This is a genomic window from Enterobacter cloacae complex sp. IR5428 (genome assembly GCF_049238585.1).
Lineage (GTDB): Bacteria > Pseudomonadota > Gammaproteobacteria > Enterobacterales > Enterobacteriaceae > Enterobacter > Enterobacter intestinihominis.
The window spans coordinates 410817-429323 of record NZ_JBMKHV010000002.1 but is presented as its reverse complement, the minus strand read 5'-3'; the positions used below and the strand labels follow the sequence as shown (position 1 = coordinate 429323).

16 protein-coding genes are annotated in these 18507 nt (G+C 57.5%); 8 read left to right on the top strand and 8 right to left on the bottom strand.

The window, feature by feature from the left end; translation table 11 throughout:
* Positions 1-76 precede the first annotated feature (76 nt).
* From ACOTXC_RS04385 to ACOTXC_RS04375, 3 genes are read left to right on the top strand one after another with little or no spacing between them, the layout of a single operon-like run.
* Positions 77-1891, top strand: a complete 1815-nt coding sequence (locus ACOTXC_RS04385; protein WP_421767434.1) for a DUF2264 domain-containing protein — start codon at positions 77-79, stop codon at positions 1889-1891.
* Positions 1892-1922: 31 nt separating this feature from the next.
* A complete protein-coding gene (locus ACOTXC_RS04380; RefSeq protein ID WP_022649415.1) occupies positions 1923-3188 on the top strand; it encodes an oligosaccharide MFS transporter in 1266 nt (421 codons plus the stop codon).
* A gap of 28 nt (positions 3189-3216) precedes the next feature.
* Positions 3217-4404, top strand: coding sequence for a glycoside hydrolase family 88 protein (locus tag ACOTXC_RS04375; RefSeq protein WP_045622724.1), 1188 nt, complete (start codon positions 3217-3219; stop codon positions 4402-4404).
* A 12-nt stretch (positions 4405-4416) separates the two neighbouring features.
* On the opposite strand, the gene ACOTXC_RS04370 is transcribed toward ACOTXC_RS04375, so the two are convergent.
* From ACOTXC_RS04370 to qseB, 6 genes are all read right to left on the bottom strand, one after another.
* Positions 4417-4944 carry a hypothetical protein gene (locus ACOTXC_RS04370; protein ID WP_022649413.1) on the bottom strand — a complete coding sequence of 176 codons (528 nt, stop codon included), beginning with the start codon at positions 4942-4944 and terminating at the stop codon, positions 4417-4419.
* A 39-nt stretch (positions 4945-4983) separates the two neighbouring features.
* Positions 4984-5424: a peptidoglycan-binding protein LysM gene (gene lysM / locus ACOTXC_RS04365; protein ID WP_022649412.1), complete on the bottom strand. Its 441-nt coding sequence runs from the start codon at positions 5422-5424 to the stop codon at positions 4984-4986.
* 151 nt (positions 5425-5575) lie between these two features.
* A complete protein-coding gene (locus ACOTXC_RS04360) occupies positions 5576-5890 on the bottom strand; it encodes a putative quinol monooxygenase (protein WP_003862506.1) in 315 nt (104 codons plus the stop codon).
* Between the two features lie 30 nt (positions 5891-5920).
* Positions 5921-6502, bottom strand: coding sequence for an NAD(P)H-dependent oxidoreductase (locus ACOTXC_RS04355; RefSeq protein ID WP_022649411.1), 582 nt, complete (start codon positions 6500-6502; stop codon positions 5921-5923).
* Between the two features lie 104 nt (positions 6503-6606).
* Positions 6607-7956 carry a quorum sensing histidine kinase QseC gene (gene qseC / locus ACOTXC_RS04350; protein ID WP_023306956.1) on the bottom strand — a complete coding sequence of 450 codons (1350 nt, stop codon included), beginning with the start codon at positions 7954-7956 and terminating at the stop codon, positions 6607-6609.
* Positions 7953-8612 carry a quorum sensing response regulator transcription factor QseB gene (qseB, locus tag ACOTXC_RS04345; RefSeq protein ID WP_063147389.1) on the bottom strand — a complete coding sequence of 220 codons (660 nt, stop codon included), beginning with the start codon at positions 8610-8612 and terminating at the stop codon, positions 7953-7955. Before qseB ends, qseC begins: the two co-directional genes overlap by 4 nt.
* 139 nt (positions 8613-8751) lie before the next feature.
* Here qseB and ACOTXC_RS04340 point away from each other — a divergent pair, with 139 nt between their 5' ends.
* The 5 genes from ACOTXC_RS04340 to ACOTXC_RS04320 all read left to right on the top strand — a co-directional run bounded on the left by ACOTXC_RS04340 (position 8752) and on the right by ACOTXC_RS04320 (position 16234).
* The gene (locus tag ACOTXC_RS04340; protein WP_022649408.1) at positions 8752-9153 is read left to right on the top strand and encodes a YgiW/YdeI family stress tolerance OB fold protein; all 402 of its coding nucleotides are present in this window, start codon (positions 8752-8754) and stop codon (positions 9151-9153) included.
* Positions 9154-9271: 118 nt separating this feature from the next.
* A complete protein-coding gene (gene parC, locus ACOTXC_RS04335) occupies positions 9272-11530 on the top strand; it encodes a DNA topoisomerase IV subunit A (RefSeq protein WP_023298608.1) in 2259 nt (752 codons plus the stop codon).
* Between the two features lie 163 nt (positions 11531-11693).
* Positions 11694-12431, top strand: a complete 738-nt coding sequence (gene plsC, locus ACOTXC_RS04330; protein WP_022649406.1) for a 1-acylglycerol-3-phosphate O-acyltransferase — start codon at positions 11694-11696, stop codon at positions 12429-12431.
* Between the two features lie 61 nt (positions 12432-12492).
* Positions 12493-13905, top strand: a complete 1413-nt coding sequence (ftsP, locus tag ACOTXC_RS04325; RefSeq protein WP_023298607.1) for a cell division protein FtsP — start codon at positions 12493-12495, stop codon at positions 13903-13905.
* A gap of 151 nt (positions 13906-14056) precedes the next feature.
* Positions 14057-16234 carry a YgiQ family radical SAM protein gene (locus ACOTXC_RS04320; protein WP_046618810.1) on the top strand — a complete coding sequence of 726 codons (2178 nt, stop codon included), beginning with the start codon at positions 14057-14059 and terminating at the stop codon, positions 16232-16234.
* Between the two features lie 89 nt (positions 16235-16323).
* Here the strand turns inward: ACOTXC_RS04320 and dkgA are convergent, their stop codons facing one another.
* Both dkgA and yqhD read right to left on the bottom strand, forming a co-directional pair.
* Entirely contained in the window at positions 16324-17151 is an 828-nt protein-coding gene (dkgA, locus tag ACOTXC_RS04315; RefSeq protein WP_023298605.1) for a 2,5-didehydrogluconate reductase DkgA, read from the bottom strand.
* Between the two features lie 105 nt (positions 17152-17256).
* A complete protein-coding gene (gene yqhD, locus ACOTXC_RS04310; protein WP_421767433.1) occupies positions 17257-18420 on the bottom strand; it encodes an alcohol dehydrogenase in 1164 nt (387 codons plus the stop codon).
* Positions 18421-18507 lie beyond the last annotated feature (87 nt).

Genomic DNA, 18507 nt, shown 5'->3' with positions numbered 1-18507 from the left:
GCCTGTGACACGGCTAACATTTCTGCCCCTTGCGGATTCACTATGCTTTGCCGCAGTTGATTACGAGGGCGAACCGATGTGGGCGGCAAACAAAGAAAAATCAAATCCGTTGTCTTCACGCCAGGAGGTAGTGGCGTCGTTGAATGCACTTTTACAGGCGCTGGACACGCAATTTCCGGCGAACCGTTCACGATTCTCGCTGGGTGATACCTGCGCCCATTACACAGCGGATATTGCGCAGATGGAGGGACTTTCCCGCGCGCTGTGGGGGCTGTTTCCGCTGATGGCATCCGGCGAAAGCACGCCGTTCAGCGAGAAGTACCTTACTGCCATTAAGCTTGGTACCGACCCGCAAAGCACCGGCTACTGGGGTGAAACCGGCCCGTACGATCAGCGTCTGGTAGAGATGGCGGCCTACGGTCTGGGGCTCGCTCTGCTGGGAGATAAACTCACCGCGCACTTTACCGGGCGCGAGGTGATGAACCTGCACGCGTGGCTCAACCAAATCACCGACGCGCAGATGCCAGACAGCAACTGGAACTATTTTGCCATTATGGTCCAGCTCGGCTTTAAGCGCGCCGGCCTGCCGTACGATCAAGCCGCCATTGACCACCGCTTTGCGCTGATGGACGCCTACTATCTCGGCGACGGCTGGTACTCCGACGGTCCTGGCCGCCCGAAAGACTATTACATCTCCATGGCTTTCCATTTTTACGGCCTGATTTACGCCACCCTGAGTGACGACGAGGCGAGGGCGAAGGTGCTGCGCGAGCGCTCGCGTCTGTTCGCGGAAGACTTTATCTACTGGTCCGCCGCCGATGGTGCCTCGGTGCCGTTTGGCCGCAGCCTGACCTACCGCTTTGCCATGGTTGCCTTCTGGAGCGCGGTGGCTTTTTCTCAGCTGGACGTCTTCACCCCGGGTATCGTGAAGGGCATTGTGCTGCGGCATCTGCGCTGGTGGCAGCAGCAGTCGATTGTCGATCGCGACGGTATTCTTACCCTGGGGTTTGCGTATCCGAACCTGGCGATGTGCGAGGATTACAACTCCCCCGGTTCACCGTACTGGGCGCTGAAAACCTACCTGATCCTGGCGCTGCCGGAGGCGCATCCGTTCTGGCAGGCCGACGAGCAGCCGCTGCCCGCGCTTGCTGAAAAATATGTGATCCCGCATGCGCAGCAGATCCTGATGCATTCGAAAGCTTCGCAGCACGTCGTCATGCTCACGGCTGGTCAGCTGGAGCTGAATAACTACGTTAACACCGAAGCGAAATACACCAAATTTGCCTACTCCAGCCGCTTCGGATTCACCATTGAGCGCGGGCGTTTTGGCCTGAAGCATGCCGCCTGCGATTCGATGCTGCTGCTGGCGGACGGAGATGACTATTTCCGTGGTCGTCGCGAGTGCGAAGAGGTTCGGGTAGATGAACATAACATTTTCTCGCGCTGGTCGCCTTGGCGAGACGTGCATATTGCGACCTGGCAGATCCCGTTCGGGGAGTGGCACCTGCGCCTGCACCGCATCAACAGCGCGCGCACTCTGCAAACCGTCGAGGGCGGCTTTGCGGTGATGAAAACCGCCCACCAGGTGCGCGATCGCGGTTGTTATCTGATGGCTGAAAACGGCAGCAGCGTCATTGTCGATCTTTCGCCGGTCATTCACCGCCAGCCAGACAGCATCGTCACGCCGCCGAACAGCAGCATTATGTTTGCGGAGTGCGCTTCCATTCCGTTGTTAAAGGCCGACCTCCCGCAAGGGGAAAGCTGGCTCTGTTGCGCCGTTCTGGCTGGCGGAAAACAGCCCGTTGCGGCGACGCCGCAGCTGAATATAACCCATAGCCGGGTCGTCATTAGCGAACCCGGAAGCGAACGTAAGCTGTCGTTCACATTATAAAAATCTGGCCCTACACGTCGGCGAGGATGATATGAAAAGCACATCGACAACTAACAGAACTGAATATTACAAAATCAGTAGCTTTATCTTTCTCTATTTCTTTACCTGGTCTGCCAGTATTGGACTGCTGGCGATCTGGCTTGGCCAGAAAGCCAATCTCAGCGGCTCGGTGATTGGAACCGTTTTTGCGGTGAACGGGATATTCTCCGTTATTCTTAAACCGATCTACGGCTATATTCTCGATAAGATCGGCATGAGCAAATACCTGCTCTATTTTGTGGTGATCATGTCGGCCCTGATGGCGCCGTTCTTTATTTACGTATACCAGCCGCTGTTAATGTCTAATACCCTGCTGGGGATTATTATCGGCGCGCTCTATTTAAGCTTTGCCTGGTACGCGGGTGTGGCGGCGTGCGAATCGTATTCCGACCGCTTTAGCCGATTAAACGGCATGGAATTCGGGCAAATTCGCATGTGGGGTTCGCTCGGCTGGGCGGTGGCATCGTCCTTCTCCGGCCTGCTGTTTAACCTCTCACCGGCGTATAACTTTATTCTCGGCAGCGTGGCGTCGGTGGTGATGCTGATCGTCCTGCTGAGCCTGAAAGTGAACACTAACTCCATTCACGCGGGCGAGGTGCTGACGAAAGAGAAAATCGCCCCGTCAGACGTTTACGCCCTGCTGCGAAACCGCAAATTCTGGGCCTTCTGCCTGTACGTGGCGGGCGTGGCGTGGATGATGTTTATCGCCGAGCAGCAGTTCTCGCGCTATTTCGTCACCTTCTTCGATGATATTCATGAGGGCAACGCGGTATTCGGTTATCTCGGGACCGTGCAGTCGGGCATGGAATTTGTCATGTATATGGTGGTCCCGCTGTTTGTGAACTTTATTGGCGCCAAACGCGGGCTATTAATTGTCGGGCTGGTGGTCGGGGCGCGTCTGATTATTTCCGGCATGTGTGATTCTCACCTGTTAATTTCAGTGCTTAAGCCGCTGTACGGTCTGGAAATTTGTCTCCTGCTGGTGTCGGTATTTAAATATATCGCCGAGCATTTCGACAAGCGCGTCAATGCCACCATGTATTTACTCGGCTATCAGGCAATGCTCTACGTTGGCAACGTGGTGGTCTCTTCCCCTGCCGGGTATATGTATGACCGTATTGGCTTTGAGCACACCTATATCATCATGGGCGCAACGGCGCTGACCTTTACCCTTATTTCTGCTTTTACGTTATCCGCCTGTCAGAGCAAATGGCGCGGGGCTCGTGCGCTGAACGTAGCAGAAACGTCAACACGATAAATTACGCCGTCAAAGAAGGAACCGAAATATGTTAAGTCGTATCAAAGAAGAACGTCTGCCTGTTATCGCTGCGCCCGTTGACTCCCGCGCATTCAGCGATGAACTGAATTCGGCGCGCAGCCACGTTCTGGACCTGATTAGCCGTCATTTAACGGAGTTCGGCGACAAATTCCCGGCGGAAACCTGCCAGAACGGTTTTTATCCGCTGACTGACAACGTGGAGTGGACCACCAGCTTCTGGACCGGGCAGCTATGGCTGGCATGGGAGATGAGCGGCGAGGAAAAATTCCGCGCGATGGCGGAAAAACACGTGCGCTCGTTTGGCCTGCGCATCGCCGGGCGCAACGACACCAACACCCACGATTTAGGCTTCCTCTACACGCTCTCCTGCGTAGCCGCGTGGCGGCTGACCGGAAACCGCGAGGCGCGCGGCTTCTCGCTGCTGGCGGCGGAAGCTCTGCTGGAACGCTTCCACGAGAAAGCGAAGATCATCCAGGCGTGGGGCGATCTCTCCGATCCGGACCAGGCCGGGCGGATGATCATCGACTGCAACATGAACCTGCCGCTGCTCTACTGGGCAACGGAGCAGACGGGCGATCCGCGCTTTGCCGACGCCGCAAAAGCGCACGTCATGCAGGCGGCGACGTACCTCATTCGTGACGATGCCTCCACATTCCACACCTACTATATGGATGTGACAACCGGCGCACCGCGCTACGGCAACACCCAGCAGGGCTACGCCGACGACTCCTGCTGGTCACGCGGGCAGGCGTGGGGAATTTACGGCTTCCTGCTGAGCTATATCTATACCGGCGACGAGACGATGATCGCCCTGTCAAAACGGCTGGCGAACTACTTCCTCAATCGCCTGCCCGACGACTACGTCTGCCACTGGGATCTGGCGCTGGTGGGCACCGACGCGCTGCGTGACTCTTCCTCGGCGGCGATTGCGGTATGTGGGCTGCTGGAGCTGGTGAAACACCTGCCGGTCACGGATCCGGATCGCGAGCGCTATATGGAGTGGGCTAAAGGCATTATGTCGTCACTGACGAAACACTATCTGATGGGGAGAGAAGAAAAGGGCAACGGGCTGCTTAAACACTCGGTTTACCACCTCGGGAGCAACAAAGGCGTGGATGAGTGCGCAAGCTGGGGAGATTACTTCTACGTTGAGGCGCTGGTGCGTTTCACCCGGAGCTGGAAACTGTACTGGTAACTGGCCGGGGGATTACCATCCAAGCACGTCTTTAATGACGCGCCGGTAGGGCGTATCAAGCTGGGCAGGCACGCGGCAAATATAGTCCTGCGCATGGCTGCGGGTCTCTCCGCTGAGGCCGTCGAGATAAGCGATGGCTTCGTCCACGGCAGGAACCCTGCCTTCCTGTGACGCGCTTCTCGGCGGGAGCCCGGTCCAGATGATCGCTTCAATACCTTTCTCCCTGGCCCATGTTGTCAGGATACCCGTGTCGCGTCCGGTGATTAGCAGCGAGCCAATGCCATCGCAGCGATCCTCGGGAATGGCTTCGCGCTCACGCAAAGCGCGGCAGGCCACGCTCAACGTTGTGGCCTCCAGCCATGCCCAAAGCACCGGCACGGCAGGGGCATTCATACAGATGGCGGTCGCCAGTTCACCGCCATCGCTGACCCGACAGAACTCGACGGGCAAAGAAGGCCCGTCGGTCTGCCACTCACCGGCTACCGGTAACGCGCCGCTTTTCCAGATTAACGAACCCCAGCCAAGACAAGCTATTTTCATTCTGTTCCTCTGCGCGACGTGAACCGACTGTTTTAGACGTTATGCTTTAGGAATACGCAGCGTCTGGCCGGGATAGATTTTATCGGGGCTGGAGAGCATAGGGCGGTTAGCCTCAAAAATCTTGTTGTACTGGTTAGCATCGCCGTACACGGTTTTAGAGATCGCGCTCAGGGTATCGCCGGATTTCACCGTATAGTAAGTAGCTTCATCTTTGGCATCTGTCGCGGTGATGTTGTTCTCCACCTCGCTGACGCCTGCGATGTTGCCGACGGCGACCTGGATTTTTTCTTTCTGCTCCTGCGTCAGCCCGTCGCCCGTCACGCTGGCTTTGCCGTCGGTGACGTCAACCTGAACCTTATCGGAACCGGGAATGTTGAGTTTCTTGAGGTGCTCGGTGATTTTGTCGCTCTGACCCTTATGATCGGTCAGATTGTCCCACAGCTTTTCGCCTGCTTCTTTTACGAAATTAAAAAGACCCATTCCATCCTCCTGTTTAACATGAAGTCAGAATAAGCATAGCAGTTGAGTGTTAAGGTGATAAAAAAAGCCCGGTGGCGTTAACGCTTACCGGGCCTGGGAGGGAAGTTGTAGGCCGGGTAAACGCAGTGCCACCCGGCAAATTTCACAGAACTTAAACCCCTTGCTCCAGAATACGAATATGGGTTTCCAGAACGTCCCCTTTCACCGCGTCGCTCCACGCTTTCATATGCGCGGTCTGCAAATGCGCTTCAAGGTGCGCGACGGTTTCCCACTGCTCAACCATGATGATCGAGTCTGGCGCGGTCGCCTGGAAGCTTGCGCTGGTGGCGGCGTCCACCATTGGCGCGTAGCCGTGGCAGCCTTCTTCTTTCAGTACGGTCGGGATGATCTTTGCGAACTCATCCAGCACCGCCTGGCGGTGATGTTGGCCAGGACGCGTACGGATTTCAGCAATAACGGTAAGCATAATTAACTCCTTCTAATTCCAGGCTACCAGTTAAGCAAAAATTTCCGCGAGATGCTTGCGATATTCTGCGATATAGCGTGGGACGTCCGGCATTTTAATTACGTCATTGACGATAAAGGTCGGCAGCGGCTCCATAGCCAGGAACTGATTCGCCTTGTGGAATGGCAGATACGCGCCGTCTACGCCTACGCCTTCAAAGAACTGATCTTGCTCGGTGAACGCTTCAAGCGGGGCATTCCAGGTCAGGGAGAGCATGTATTTCTTGCCCTGCAACAGGCCGCCGGAACCGTATTTTTTAGACGCGTCTGAGCGGGTGCGGCCGTCGCTGGCATACAGCGAACCGTGACCTTCGGTAAACACATCGTCCATGTATTTTTTCACGGTCCACGGTGCGCCCATCCACCAGCCCGGCATCTGCCAGATAACCACGTCGGCCCACAGGAAGTTCTGCACTTCGGCCTTCACGTCGTAATCGCTGTCCGCGCGCACAACCTTAACATCATGTCCGGCGTCGCGCAGGAAACCATCCGCGACCTCGGTCAGGGTGTCATTGAGCTGGCCTTTAGAGTGCGCAAATTCTTTCGCGCCGTTGATAATCAGAATGTTGCTCATTATTTGTCCTCGATGCTGAGAGTATGCCAGGTATTCTACGCGCGAGGACGGAGCGGAAAAATAAGCAAAATGTGCAAAGTCTTTTGCGCTCAGCGCAATAATGGCTACCAGCTGACGGTCACCTCAAAGCCCCCTTCAGGCGCATTGCCCAGCGAGACGCGCATCCCGTGTAACGCCGCGATGCGCTTCACGATAGACAACCCCAGACCGCTGCCGGTGGCGTCCTGGCCCGGTGGACGATAAAAGCGCTCGCCGAGACGCGCCAGCGCATCGGTTGAAATGCCCGGGCCGTTGTCGCGCACGGTAAAGCTTTGGGTGTTCAGCGTCACGTCCACCACGCTGCCGCGCGGGCTGTAACGAACGGCGTTGTCCAGCAGGTTACGCGCCAGCAGGCTCAGCAATAGCGGCTGTCCGTGACGCATCACCTCGGGCGCGTTGACGTTGAGCCGAATATCAATGCCCGCCTGCTGCGCCGGATGCCAGATATCCAGCACCGCGGATTGCAGCAAATCGGCCATCATCACGGGTTCGACGTCATCAAGATTATCCAGTGAATCCAGGCGCGACAGGGTGAGAAGCTGATCCACCAGCCGGGAGGCGCGGTCGATGCCCGCATGCAGCTGCCCCAGCGCTTTAGACTGCGCCCCGGGATCGTCAAGGGAAAGCTGCGCCACGTCGGTTTGCACCTTCAGCGCGGCAAGCGGGCTGCGCAACTCATGAGCGGCATCCGAGGTGAAGCGGCGCTCGCGGGCCATCATCTCCTGCGTACGGGCGAAAAGATGGTTAAGCGCATCAAGCAGCGGGCGAACCTCCGTCGGCACGCCGTGGGTGGGCAGCGTATCGGTCGCATCCGGCGAGCGTGAACGCAGGGTCTGCGCCAGGTTTTTCAGCGGTTTCAGTTCCCGGCTCAGCAGGACAATCAGCAACAGCAGCATTACGGGCAGCGCCACCAGCCACGGCGTCAGCTGCGAGCTGACCACGTCCAGCGCCATATCCTGTCGGTACTCCCACTCCTGGCCAACCACCACGCGGTATTTCCCGTCCGGGGAGGTCAGCCACAGGAAACGCCATTCGTCGTTGTCATCCTGCAACCGACCGTCATCAAATCCGTCCCGGCGGTAGTGATAAGGTATGTCGCGCCCGTTCTCACCGTCGTTAAGCACCATGCTGCCGTCTGCGGTGAAGATTGCGAAGGCCAGCGCATCGTCGTCAAGATGGCCGTGTTTGGCTTTTTTCGGCACCTCGCGCATGCGTTCCGGGGCGCGGAGTTCGTCCACGTCCATCGTCAGCAGCCGTTTGGCAAACAGCATCTGCTGGGTATCGAACAGCTTATCGAGCTTGTCGGTCGTCTGGTGCCAGGCCACCACGCTTGCGGCAAACCAGGCCGCCAGGGACAGCAGCAAAAAGAGGAGCGTCAGGCGCAGCTTCAGGCTCAGGCGTTGGGTCAGTTTCATGCGTCACCCAGGGTATAACCGATGCCGTGCACGGTGCGGATAAATTCGCTGCCGAGCTTGCGGCGTAAATGATGAACGTGGACTTCGATGGCGTTGCTGGAGACGTCATCATCCCAGTTGTAGAGTTTCTCTTCGATGGCCTTGCGCGGCAGCACGCGGCCCGCGTTGCGCATCAGCAGTTCCAGCAGGGCGAACTCTTTGGGTTTGAGCACCAGCGTTTCGCCCTCCAGCGTGGCGACGAGACTTGCCGGATCGAGCGTGACCTTGCCGTGACGCAGCTCGCTGCGCGCCTGCCCGTGGCTGCGGCGCACCAGCGCTTCGAGGCGGGCTGCCACTTCAATCAGCGCGAACGGCTTACACAGGTAATCATCCGCCCCCAGGCGTAACCCTTCGACGCGCTGATTCAGCGCATCCCGCGCGGTGAGGATCAGCACCGGTTCGCTCTTACCGCTTTCGCGCCAGGCGCGCAGGATCTCAAGCCCGTCGATTTCCGGCAGCGTCAGGTCCAGCACCACGGCATCGTACGGCGCGGTGTACAGGGCCGCCTGCCCGGTTTTACCGTCGGTAAACCAGTCCACGTTAAAGCCCATTTTGCTTAAGCCCGCTTTGATGCCATCGCCGATGAGCTTGTCGTCTTCTACCAGTAAAATGCGCATATTTCCTCCTTGATGCCGTCAGTAAACCTTCTGCAAGCGCCTGCTGTACAGTAAAAATAAATAAATTTTCCCCTTAAGAAGTTGTTAAGGTTTACCCTGTTTAATGGATTGTGAAACGACATTAAAGGGAGAGATTAAGATGAAAAAATACGCTGCAATTGCTGCCATCATGATGATGACCACTGCCCCTGTTTTTGCTGCACAGGGTGGCTTCTCTGGCCCATCTGCGACACAGACCCAGACGCAAACCCAGCAGGGTGGCTTTGTCGATAATAACGCCAACCTCACTACCGCGGCTAAAGTCAAAGATATGAAGGACGACAGCTGGGTGAAGCTGCGCGGTAATATTACCGAGCGCCTGTCCGATGACCGTTACACCTTCCGCGATGAAAGCGGCACGGTGGTGGTGGAGATCGACCACAAGCGCTGGAACGGCGTGACGGTGACGCCACAGGATAAAGTCGAACTCCAGGGTAAAATCGATAAAGACTGGAACGAGTTTGAAATCGACGTGAAGCAGGTTATCAAGCTGAACAAATAACCCGGAAAGGGCCGCATGAGCGGCCCTTTTTCTTTGTGACTCAACTCGCCAGATGAGGTAGTATCTGCGGCAATATTGCCTGAAACCCATCGGTTTCTGAGTTGAGGAATCACACGTAATGAGCGATATGGCAGAGCGCCTCGCGCTACATGAATTCACGGAAAACGCCTACCTGAACTACTCCATGTACGTCATCATGGACAGGGCGTTGCCGTTTATCGGGGATGGCCTGAAGCCCGTTCAGCGCCGCATCGTCTATGCGATGTCCGAACTGGGGCTGAATGCGACCGCCAAGTTCAAGAAATCCGCCCGTACCGTCGGCGACGTGCTGGGGAAATACCATCCGCACGGTGACAGCGCCTGCTATGAAGCGATGGTGCTGATGGCCCAGCCGTTCTCTTACCGCTATCCGCTGGTGGATGGTCAGGGGAACTGGGGGGCGCCGGACGATCCGAAATCCTTCGCGGCAATGCGTTATACCGAATCCCGTCTGTCTAAATATGCCGAAGTGCTGTTGGGCGAACTGGGGCAGGGTACGGTCGACTGGGTGCCAAACTTCGACGGTACGATGCAGGAGCCGAAAATGCTGCCTGCGCGTCTGCCGAACATCCTGCTGAACGGCACGACCGGTATCGCCGTGGGCATGGCGACGGACATTCCGCCGCACAACCTGCGTGAAGTGGCGAAAGCGGCCATCACCCTGATTGAGCAGCCAAAAACCTCGCTGGACGATCTGCTGGATATCGTGCAGGGGCCGGACTATCCGACCGAAGCCGAGATCATCACCTCGCGTGCGGAAATCCGTAAAATCTACCAGAACGGCCGAGGCTCCGTGCGCATGCGCGCGGTATGGACCAAAGAGGATGGCGCCGTGGTGATCACCGCGCTGCCGCACCAGGTCTCCGGCGCGAAGGTGCTGGAGCAGATTGCCTCCCAGATGCGCAATAAAAAGCTGCCGATGGTGGACGACCTGCGCGACGAATCGGACCACGAAAACCCGACCCGTCTGGTAATCGTGCCGCGCTCTAACCGCGTGGATATGGAGCAGGTGATGAACCACCTGTTCGCCACTACCGATCTGGAAAAAAGCTACCGCATCAACCTGAACATGATTGGTCTGGACGGTCGTCCGGCGGTGAAAAACCTGCTGGAGATCCTCACCGAATGGCTGGCCTTCCGCCGCGATACGGTGCGCCGCCGTCTGAACCATCGCCTGGAGAAAGTGCTTAAGCGCCTGCATATCCTCGAAGGTTTGCTGGTGGCGTTCCTCAACATTGACGAAGTGATTGAGATCATTCGTACCGAGGACGAACCTAAGCCTGCCCTGATGTCGCGCTTTGGCATCAGCGAAACCCAGGCTGAAGCGATCCTCGAACTGAAGCTGCGCCATCTCGCTAAGCTGGAAGAGATGAAGATCCGCGGCGAGCAGAACGAGCTGGAAAAAGAGCGCGATCAGCTTCAGGCGATTCTGGCGTCCGAGCGCAAGATGAACACCCTGCTGAAGAAAGAGCTGCAGGCCGATGCCGACGCCTTTGGCGACGACCGTCGTTCTCCGCTGCATGAGCGCGAAGAAGCGAAGGCGATGAACGAGCACGACATGCTGCCGTCCGAGCCGGTGACCATCGTGCTTTCCCAGAGCGGCTGGGTGCGTAGCGCCAAAGGCCACGATATCGACGCGCCGGGTCTGAGCTACAAGTCCGGTGACAGCTTCAAGGCGGCGGTGAAGGGCAAGAGCAACCAGCCGGTGGCGTTTATCGACTCCACGGGCCGTAGCTACGCTATTGATCCGATCACGCTGCCATCCGCGCGCGGGCAGGGCGAACCGCTGACGGGCAAGCTGACGCTGCCGCCGGGCGCCACGGTTGACCATATGCTGATGGAAGCCGACGATCAAAAACTGCTGATGGCGTCTGATGCTGGCTACGGCTTTATCTGCACCTTTAACGATCTGGTATCGCGTAACCGCGCCGGTAAAGCGCTGATCAGCCTGCCGGATAACGCCCACGTCATGCCACCGCTGATCATCGAGAACGAAAGCGATATGCTGCTGGCGATCACCGCTGCCGGACGCATGCTGATGTTCCCGGTCAGCGATCTGCCGGAGCTGTCGAAAGGTAAGGGCAACAAGATCATCAGTATCCCGTCAGCGGAAGCGGCAAAAGGCGAAGATAGCCTGGCGCATCTCTTCCTGCTGCCGCCGCAGAGCACGCTGACCATTCATGTCGGCAAACGTAAGATCAAACTGCGTCCGGAAGAGTTGCAGAAGGTGGTTGGCGAGCGCGGACGTCGCGGCTCACTGATGCGTGGCCTGCAGCGCATCGACCGCGTGGAGATCGACTCGCCGGCGCGCAGCAAAGCGGACGACAGCGAAGAGTAACCTGTTTCATCCCCCCCTCTTTCCGGAGGGGGATTACCATAAAATTTCCCGTAAAAACGTTGTTAATTCGTGCGTTGCGATTAACAATACGCGCTCGTAATAAAGTCCTTACCTGGCCACAGGTGAAGTATAATTGTCAGCTGTCAGGGCTTCAGAGGTCGCTATGCTATACATTGTTCGTCTTATTCTTACCGTTATTTACTGCATTCTGGTCTGTATTTTCGGATCGATTTATTGCCTGTTCAGCCCGCGTAACCCAAAACATGTCGCGACGTTCGGGCACATGTTTGGTCGCCTTGCGCCATTGTTCGGCCTGAAGGTTGAAAAGCGTCTGCCTGAAGGGGCGGAGAATTTCGGTAACGCCATCTATATCGCTAACCATCAGAACAACTACGATATGGTGACGGCCTCAAATATTGTTATTCCGCCGACCGTAACCGTCGGGAAAAAGAGCCTGCTGTGGATCCCGCTTTTCGGCCAACTGTACTGGCTCACCGGTAACTTGCTGATTGACCGCAACAACCGTGCGAAAGCGCATGGCACCATTGCGGAAGTGGTGGATCAGTTTAAAAAGCGCCGGATCTCAATCTGGATGTTCCCGGAAGGGACGCGCAGCCGCGGTCGCGGCCTGCTGCCGTTCAAGACCGGCGCGTTTCATGCTGCAATTGCGGCAGGCGTTCCAATTATTCCCGTGTGCGTTTCCAATACATCGAATAAGATTAATCTTAACCGTCTGAAAAACGGACTGGTCATTGTCGAAATGCTACCGCCGGTGGATACCTCCAAATATGGTAAAGACCAGGTGCGCGAGCTGGCCACGCACTGCCGCGAGCTGATGGCTCAGCACATTGCACAGCTCGATAAAGAAGTTGCAGAGCGAGAAGCCGCCGGTAAGATTTAACCCGGTTTCGTTCAAGGGAAAACGAATTCCCGCGTTGTTAGTCGTTTCAGATGGAGCTTATATGTCACTCAGTCGGCGTCAGTTTATTCAGGCTTCGGGTATCGCCCTTTGTGCGGGTGCGATGCCGCGGACAGCCAGCGCCGCCGGGCAGCAACAGCCGCTGCCTATTCCGCCGTTGATTGAATCCCGTCGCGGACAGCCGCTATTCCTCACGCTTCAGCGTAGCCACTGGTCCTTTACCCAGGGAACGCGCGCGCAGGTATGGGGCATTAACGGACGCTACCTCGGGCCGACCATTCGCGTGTGGAATGGGGATGACGTCAAGCTCATCTACAGTAACCGGACGACGGAAAATGTCGCAATGACCGTCAGTGGGTTGCAGGTGCCGGGGCCGCTGATGGGCGGCGCGGCGCGCATGATGTCGCCGAATGCCGACTGGGCGCCCGTCCTCCCGATTCGTCAGAGCGCGGCGACATTGTGGTATCACGCCAACACCCCGAACCGCACCGCCCAGCAGGTCTATAACGGCCTGGCCGGGATGTGGCTGATTGAAGATGAGGTCAGTAAAACGCTGCCGATCCCGAATCACTACGGTGTTGATGATTTCCCGATCATTATTCAGGACAAGCGTCTGGATAACTTCGGTACGCCGGAGTACAGCGAGCCGGGCAGCGGTGGCTTTGTGGGCGATACGCTGCTGGTTAACGGCGCGCAAAGCCCGTATGTCGAAGTGTCTCGTGGCTGGGTGCGCCTGCGTCTGTTGAATGCCTCTAACTCGCGCCGCTACCTGCTGCAAATGAGCGACGGCCGCGCCCTGCATGTGATTTCAGGCGATCAGGGGTTATTACCTGCGCCGGTGTCGGTGAAACAGCTGGCGCTTGCGCCGGGCGAACGTCGTGAAATCCTCGTGGATATGACCAACGGGGATGAAGTGTCCGTGACCTGCGGCGAAGCGGCAAGCATTGTTGACCGCATACGCGGCTTCTTTGAACCGTCGAGCGTTCTGGTCTCCACGCTGGTGCTGACGCTGCGCCCGACCGGCCTGTTGCCGCTGGTGACCGACAGTCTGCCGATGCGCCTGCTGCCGCAGGAAATTGTGACCGGCCCTGCAGTACGCAGTCGCGATATCAGCCTTGGCGACGATCCGGGCATCAACGGCGCGCTGTGGGACGTAAACCGTATTGATATCACCGCCCAGCAGGGAACCTGGGAGCGCTGGACCGTCCGCTCGGAGATGCCGCAGTCGTTCCATATTGAAGGGGTGTCATTCCTGATCCGCAACGTCAACGGGGCGATGCCGTTCCCGGAAGACAGGGGCTGGAAAGACACCGTCTGGGTGGATGGGCAGGTAGAACTGCTCGTCTACTATGGACAGCCGTCATGGCCGCACTTCCCGTTCCTGTTCCACAGCCAGACGCTGGAGATGATGGACAGGGGGTCGGTAGGGCAGATGCTGGTGAATCCGGCACCGTAAAACGAGTCGGGTGGCGGCTTCGCCTTACCCGACCTACAGGCCCGTAGGCCCGGTAAGCGTAGCGTCACCGGGCAATAAATACCCCTTCATTTCCCCCGATAAACCAGCGTATAATCCCGCTCCTTTTGTCTATTTTTTCTTCGGAAGCATTATGAGCGCAATTTCCCTGATCCAGCCGGATCGCGACCTCTTCTCCTGGCCCCAGTACTGGGCAGCCTGCTTTGGACCGGCGCCGTTCCTGCCGATGTCCCGGGAAGAGATGGATCAACTGGGCTGGGACAGCTGCGATATCATTCTGGTGACGGGTGATGCGTATGTCGATCACCCGAGCTTTGGCATGGCGATCTGCGGCCGTATGCTGGAAGCTCAGGGTTTCCGCGTGGGGATTATTTCTCAGCCTGACTGGAACAGCAAAGACGACTTTATGCGTCTGGGTAAACCTAACCTGTTCTTTGGCGTGACCGCGGGCAACATGGACTCGATGATCAACCGCTATACCGCGGACCGTAAGCTGCGTCATGACGACGCTTATACGGCAGATAACGTGGCGGGTAAACGTCCCGATCGCGCGACCCTCGTCTACACCCAGCGATGCAAAGAAGCATGGAAAGACGTGCCGGTGATCCTGGGCGGCATCGAGGCGAGCCTGCGCCGCACCGCGCACTACGACTACTGGTCTGACACCGTGCGCCGTTCGGTGCTGGTGGATTCGAAAGCCGACATGCTGATCTTCGGCAACGGCGAGCGTCCGCTGGTGGAAGTGGCGCATCGCCTGGCGCAGGGTGAAGCGGTCAGCGAGATCCGCGACGTGCGCAACACCGCGATCATGGTGAAAGAGGCGCTGCCGGGCTGGAGCGGGGTGGATTCCCGCATTATCGATATGCCGGGCAAAATCGACCCTATCCCGCACCCGTACGGTGACGATCTGCCGTGCGCGGATAACAAACCAGTTGAGCCGAAGAAAGCGGAAGCAAAGGCCGTGGTGGTGCAGCCGCCGCGTCCGAAGCCGTGGGAAAAGACCTATGTGCTTCTGCCGTCATATGAGAAGGTCAAAGCTGACAAGGTGCTCTACGCACACGCCTCCCGTATTCTGCACCATGAAACCAACCCGGGCTGTGCCCGCGCGTTGATGCAAAAGCACGGCGAGCGTTATATCTGGGTTAACCCGCCGGCGATCCCGCTCTCTACCGAAGAGATGGACAGCGTTTTTGCCCTGCCGTACAAGCGTGTGCCGCATCCGTCATATGGCAACAGCCGTATTCCGGCGTACGAGATGATCCGCTTCTCGGTCAACATCATGCGCGGCTGCTTCGGCGGGTGCTCCTTCTGTTCGATCACCGAACACGAAGGTCGTATTATTCAGAGCCGTTCCGAAGAGTCGATTGTTAACGAGATCGAAGCGATTCGCGACACGGTCCCGGGCTTTACCGGCGTAATCTCCGATTTGGGTGGTCCAACGGCTAACATGTACATGCTGCGCTGCAAATCGCCGCGCGCTGAGCAGACCTGTCGTCGTCTCTCCTGCGTCTATCCGAGCATTTGCGAGCATATGGACACCAACCACGAGCCGACGATCAACCTTTACCGTCGCGCCCGTGACCTGAAAGGCATCAAGAAGATCCTGATCGCCTCCGGCGTGCGTTACGACATTGCGGTGGAAGATCCGCGCTACATCAAAGAGCTGGCGACGCACCACGTTGGCGGTTATCTGAAGATCGCCCCGGAGCACACCGAAGAGGGCCCGCTGTCCAAAATGATGAAGCCGGGCATGGGCAGCTATGACCGCTTTAAACAGCTGTTTGATACCTTTTCAAAACAGGCGGGGAAAGAGCAGTATCTGATCCCATACTTCATCTCCGCGCACCCCGGCACCCGTGATGAAGACATGGTGAACCTGGCGCTGTGGCTGAAGCAGCGTCGATTCCGTCTGGATCAGGTGCAGAACTTCTACCCGTCGCCGCTCGCTAACTCGACGACCATGTATTACACCGGCAAAAACCCGCTAAGTAAGATTGGCTATAAGAGTGAAGACGTGGTGGTGCCGAAAGGGGATAAACAGCGCCGTCTGCACAAAGCGCTGCTGCGCTATCACGACCCGAAAAACTGGCCGCTGATCCGTCAGGCGCTGGAAGAGATGGGGAAAAAGCACCTGATCGGCTCGCGTCGTGATTGCCTGGTGCCTGCGCCAACGCTGGAAGAGATGCGCGAAGCGCGCCGCCAGAACCGCAATACGCGCCCGGCGCTGACCAAGCACACGCCAATTGTGCATCAGCGTTCGAACGGTGGGGCTTCGGGGACGAAAAAAACGGGAAAACGTAAGATCGGATAACGATGATGCCCTCACCCCGGCCCTCTCCCACAGGGAGAGAGTGGAAAGCATTCCCTCTCCCTGTGGGAGAGGGTTAGGGTGAGGGGAAACTACCCGCCAAACTGATCCGGATCCGGGCCTAAACGTTTACCTTTATCCAGCTTCGCAATCTCACCCAGCTCGTCTTTATCCAGGCGGAAATCCCAGACGTCGAAGTTCTCGGCGATACGCGATGGCGTGACCGATTTCGGGATCACCACCAGACCGCTATCAAGATGCCAGCGAATGACGATCTGCGCCGGCGTTTTGCCGTACTTATCCGCCAGCTCGCGGATAATTTTCTGGTCAAACACCCCTTCGCCGCCCTGAGCCAGCGGGCTCCAGGATTCGGTCTGGATCTTGTGCGTGGCGTTCCACGAATGAAGCTGGCGCTGCTGCATCAGCGGGTGTAGCTCAATCTGGTTAATCACCGGCGCGACGCCCGTTTCATCAATCAGGCGTTGCAGATGATGAACCTGGAAATTACAGACGCCGATGCTTTTTATCAGCCCCTCTTTTTGCAGCTCAATCATCCCTTTCCAGGCATCAACGTAATGGTCGATAGCCGGTACCGGCCAGTGCATGAGATAAAGATCGACGAAATCGAGCTGGAGTTTCTCCAGGCTCTCCTGCAACGCTTCGCGGGGACGCTTTTGATCGTCGTTCCACAGCTTGGTTGTGATGAATAACTCATCGCGGGGAATGCCAGCGCTGGCAAGCGCGGTCCCCACGCCGTCCTCGTTTTTATAGGCGGCGGCGGTATCAATGGACCGATAGCCGACTTCCAGGGCTTTATGAATGGCGGAGACGACCTCGTCGTTACCGGCTTTCCATACACCTAGCCCCAGCTGGGGCATCACGTTGCCGTCCTGTAGCTTGATTACGGTTTGGTTTGCCATTTTTCCTCCTTCAGGTGCTCATCGCCGGAGGGAACCTCCGACGATGTGATGTGCATTAAGTCTGGACGAAATGTCAAAAAACGAAAGTCAGGATCCTAAAAACGCTTAGCGTGCCGCTTCGTAAATACGACGGCTGACGTCCAGGGTGATGTCGCCGTGCTCGCCGATCTGCGTCATACCGTGTGCTTCCAGCTTCGCCAGCAGGGCAGGGATGGAGCTGCCGTCCAGGCCGTAGCCAGAGAGACGCGTAGGCACGCCCAGGCTTTCAAAGAAGTGACGGGTGGCTTCAATTGCGGCATCAATACGCGCATCGTCGGAACCCTCGGTGATGTTCCAGACGCGTTCGGCGTACTGGAGCAGTTTGGCGCGTTTAGCGTCACGTTTTTCATTCCACAGCGCAGGCAGAACCACCGCCAGCGTCTGGGCGTGATCCAGGCCGTGCATCGCCGTCAGCTCGTGGCCGAGCATATGGGTAGCCCAGTCCTGTGGCACGCCTGCACCGATAAGGCCATTCAGTGCCTGTGTTGCAGCCCACATCACGTTAGCACGCACGTCATAGTTTTCAGGCTCTTTCAGCGCTTTCGGACCTTCTTCAATCAGCGTCAGCAGAATGCCTTCCGCGAAACGATCCTGAATTTTGGCGTTCACCGGGTAAGTGACGTACTGCTCAACGGTGTGAACAAAGGCGTCGACCACGCCGTTCGCCACCTGACGCGCAGGCAGGGTATAGGTGTAAACCGGATCGAGGATCGCGAACACGGGCTGAACGTGTTCGTTCATAAAGGCCTGCTTGTCACCGGTGGTTTTACGGGAGATGACCGCGCCTTTGTTGGACTCAGAGCCGGTGGCCGGCAGCGTCAGCACGGAGCCCATCGGGATCGCACTGCTGATGTCGCTGCCGCCCGTTTCCAGAATATGCCACGGGTCGATGCCGTCAGCGTAATGCGCTGCCGCCGCGATGAATTTGGTGCCGTCCAGCACGGAACCGCCGCCCACCGCCAGCAGGAAAGTGATCTGCTCGTCACGGGCGATTTTTACCGCGTTCATCAGCGTTTCATAAGACGGGTTAGGCTCGATACCGCCGAACTCGCGTACGTCCAGCCCTTCCAGAGCGCTGTAAACCTGATCCAGTACGCCGGTTTTTTTCACGCTGCCGCCGCCGTAGGTAATCAGGACGCGGGCGTCCGTCGGGATTTGCGCGCGCAGGTCAGCGATAGCGTCTTTACCAAACAGAATGCGGGTTGGGGTGTGAAGATTAAAGTTGTTCATGGCTTGTTCCCTGTGGTGGGTAAAAAATCGTGGTGGCGCAGAAGGCAACCTGATGCTGCACATTGTGGCGGGCAGGCGCTATCCTCT